Source organism: Dietzia cercidiphylli (assembly GCF_014145145.1).
Classification (GTDB): Bacteria; Actinomycetota; Actinomycetes; order Mycobacteriales; family Mycobacteriaceae; genus Dietzia; species Dietzia natronolimnaea.
Window position 1 is genome coordinate 1 of the sequence record NZ_JAALEA010000345.1, and the last position, 2935, is coordinate 2935.

The 2935-nt window shown below is 70.6% G+C and carries 4 protein-coding genes; all 4 read right to left on the reverse strand.

Annotated features, from left to right (window positions below):
- Positions 1-459: amidase family protein (locus G6028_RS12400; protein ID WP_241730729.1), on the reverse strand; the 459-nt coding region annotated here is incomplete at its 3' end.
- A 49-nt stretch (positions 460-508) separates the two neighbouring features.
- Entirely contained in the window at positions 509-1372 is an 864-nt protein-coding gene (locus G6028_RS12405) for an SDR family NAD(P)-dependent oxidoreductase (RefSeq protein ID WP_182659047.1), read from the reverse strand.
- Between the two features lie 58 nt (positions 1373-1430).
- Entirely contained in the window at positions 1431-2159 is a 729-nt protein-coding gene (locus G6028_RS12410; protein ID WP_182659048.1) for a TSUP family transporter, read from the reverse strand.
- 70 nt (positions 2160-2229) lie between these two features.
- On the reverse strand, positions 2230-2706 hold the full coding sequence (locus G6028_RS12415; RefSeq protein ID WP_179523255.1) for a nuclear transport factor 2 family protein: 477 nt from the start codon (positions 2704-2706) through the stop codon (positions 2230-2232).
- Between the last annotated feature and the right edge of the window lie 229 nt (positions 2707-2935).

Here is a 2935-nt window from a genome sequence, read left to right on the forward strand (position 1 = left end):
CGAGTACGCCGTGTTCCACGGGTTGTGGCACGGGCCGTGCAGCAGCGATTCGGTGGTGGTGGACTTGCCCATCTCGGGCACGTTGGTCGTACCGAGCACCACCATCCCGGCGGCCTTGTAGCGCTGCACGACGGTGCTGTCCACGGTCGCCACGACGTCGGCGAGCAGTCGGGAGCCGTCGGCGGCGGGCAGCCCGGCGACGTCGGTGCCGAGCGCCTTGATGACGATCGGCACCCCGCGCAGTGGGCCGTCGGGCAGGCCGGCCTCCACCTCGGCACGCGCGGCGTCGATGCGCGTGGAGACCATGGCGCCCAGCCCGGGGTCGAGCCGCTCAATGCGGGCAATGGCCTCCTCCAGTACCTCGGCGGCGGTGGTGGCGCCGGCGCGGATGTCGGCGGCCAGGGCCAGCGCGTCGCGGCTGGTCGGGGCGGTGTTCGTGGGACCAGTGGTCGGGGTCATGGCGGAGGCTTTCCGGGGAGAGGGGTTGTACGGGGCGACGACGACGGGGTCAGCCCCAGCGGGACTGGCCGCCGTCGAGGGGGATGGTGGCACCGCTGAGGTACGAGGCCTCGGCCGAGCACAGCCAGGCCACCGGGCGACCGATGTCGGGGAGGGGGTCGCCCACGCGGCCGGCGGGGATGCTCGACACGAACTCCTCGGCCTCCTCGGGGTTGTTCTCCATCCACCAGTCCAGCCCGGGGCTGTGAGCGTGCGGCGCCACGTTGAGGGCGCGGGTTCCCTCGGCCGCCCACTCGTAGGCGGCGGCGCGGGTCAGGGCGCGGATGGCCTCCTTGACCGCGGAGTAGATGCCGTAGTTGGCGGCGTCCCACCGGACGGCGGCGGCGGTCACGAGGTTGATGATCGTTCCCCCTCCGCGCTTGGCCATCTCGGGCCGCGCCAGCTTCATCAGGGTGAAGGTCACGCGGGGGCCGCCCTCGAAGGCCTTGCGGAACTCGTCGTCCGGGTAGTCGGACAGCGGCAGCGGCATGGCCATGTTGGCGTTGTTGACCAGGATGTCGACACCGCCGAGCTTCTCCACGGCGGTCGCGATGATCGCCTCGGGGGCGCCGTCGGTGATGATGTCCACGGCCAGGCACTCGGCCGTCCCACCGTTCGCACGGATGATCTCGGCGACCCGCTCGAGTTTGCGCATCCGGCGGCCGACCAGCAACAACGCGGCACCGGACTCGGCGAGGCCGAGCGCGATGCCCTCCCCGACCCCCTGCCCGCCGCCGGTGACGATGGCGACCTTGCCGGCCAGACGGTTCTCCCGTGCGGTGCCGGCGTTCTCGGTGTGCTGCGCGGTCGTGTCGGTCTGCGTGGACGTGTCAGTCTCTGCGGTCGTGTCGGTCTGCGCGGTGCTGTCGGTCATGGGGTCCTCCGGGGTCGGTACGGGAATCTGTGGGAGTGGGAACGGGGCGTCACGGCGATCACGCGGTGGCGAAGGTGACGAGGCCGGCGATCACCACGAGGGAGATCACGGCGGAGCGGAACACGTGGGTGGGCAGGCGCATGGCGATGCCGATTCCGAGCTGGTTGGCCAGGACCCCGACGACGGTGCAGGCCACCACCACGGGCAGCAGGGCGGGCAGGTCGATCTCGGTGCCCGACCACAACAGTGCGAGGGAGACCAGGCTGGTGATGACGAAGTACCCGGCGAGGTCGGCGATGAAGCCCAGCGGCGGCAGCCTGGCCCGGCTGAGCAGCAGGACGACAGGCGGTCCGTTGAGCGAGGTGGTGGTGGAGAAGTACCCGCTGATCACCCCGGTGACCGCGGTCGCGATCGCCGAGGGCGGCCGGGGTGTTTTTGCCGCGGGCAGCGCCATGGCGACCCCGCACAGGACCGTGATCGCGCCTGCCGCCGGCTTGAGGTGCTCCTCCGGCAGGAACGCGATGGTCTGAACGCCCAACCAGGCGCCCGGCACACTCGCCAGTCCCAGCACCGCGACGCGCGGCCAGGTGATGTGAGCGCGCAACTGCACGGTGACGCCCACCCTGGTGACCAGGGCCACGACCAGGTTCACCACCACCGTCTCGGCCAGTCCGATGCCCGCCATCAGCATCAACGGGGTGGCCAACAGGGACGTGCCGAACCCGGTGGCGCCGCCGATGACCGAGGCCGCCGCCACGCACAGCGCGGCGATGACGATCAGCTCCACGCGTCACCGTCACGGTCACAGTCGTCGTCACCGACTCGCCGGGCAGAGCTCGCACCGTCCGCCCGCGCCCTCACTGCCCGCCGGTGGGGGCGAGGTGGTTGTCCGTGAGCTGGAAACTCGGGATGTCCTTGAGGTTGAGCATCGCCTCGTAGGTGCGCTTGTAGCCGGTGCTCGTGATGACCCAGCGACCGTCCTGGCGCGCGTAGGTGTCGGAGTAGAAGGCGCTTCCGATGATCATCGTGTCGAAGGCGGGCACGATCACCCGGTCCTGCAGGTACCAGCGGCCGGTCGCGGTGTCGCCGTCCACCTCGATCTCCGGGTGGTGGGCCTGGTGCTCGGTGATGACGTCGTCGGTCATCTGCTCCCGCAACCCGGCCACCACCTCGTCGCGGCCGGTGTAGGACAGGCGCTTGCCGTAGGAGGCCGAGACCTCGGGGGCGAGTGTCCCGGCGAGCTCGTCCCACAGTCGCAGATCCACACAACGCAGGTAGCGGTACTTCAGGGACTTGATCGCGTCGATGTCGTCGCGGCGGTCAGTGGTGGTCATCGTCGGCCTTTCGCACGAGGGGCGGGGCGCGTCAATCCACACCCGTCAACCCGACTGTAGTCAATTGTGTACAGTTTGGGAATGGAAAGTGAGAACCGATCCGACGACGACGAGGACGGCCTCCCCGGACCGACCCCGCCCGACTCCGCGCCCACCCGTGGGCACGGCGCCCCGCGACCCCGCCCGACCGGTCGCGACGAGGTCCGTTCCGCCGTCCTGCGCGAAGCCC

What these genes read in the sequence shown, in the direction of transcription:
- G6028_RS12405 (WP_182659047.1), bottom strand. Translation starts at nt 1,372, where the DNA reads ATGACCGACAGCACCGCGCAGACCGACACGACCGCAGAGACTGACACG.
- G6028_RS12415 (WP_179523255.1), bottom strand. Translation starts at nt 2,706, where the DNA reads ATGACCACCACTGACCGCCGCGACGACATCGACGCGATCAAGTCCCTG.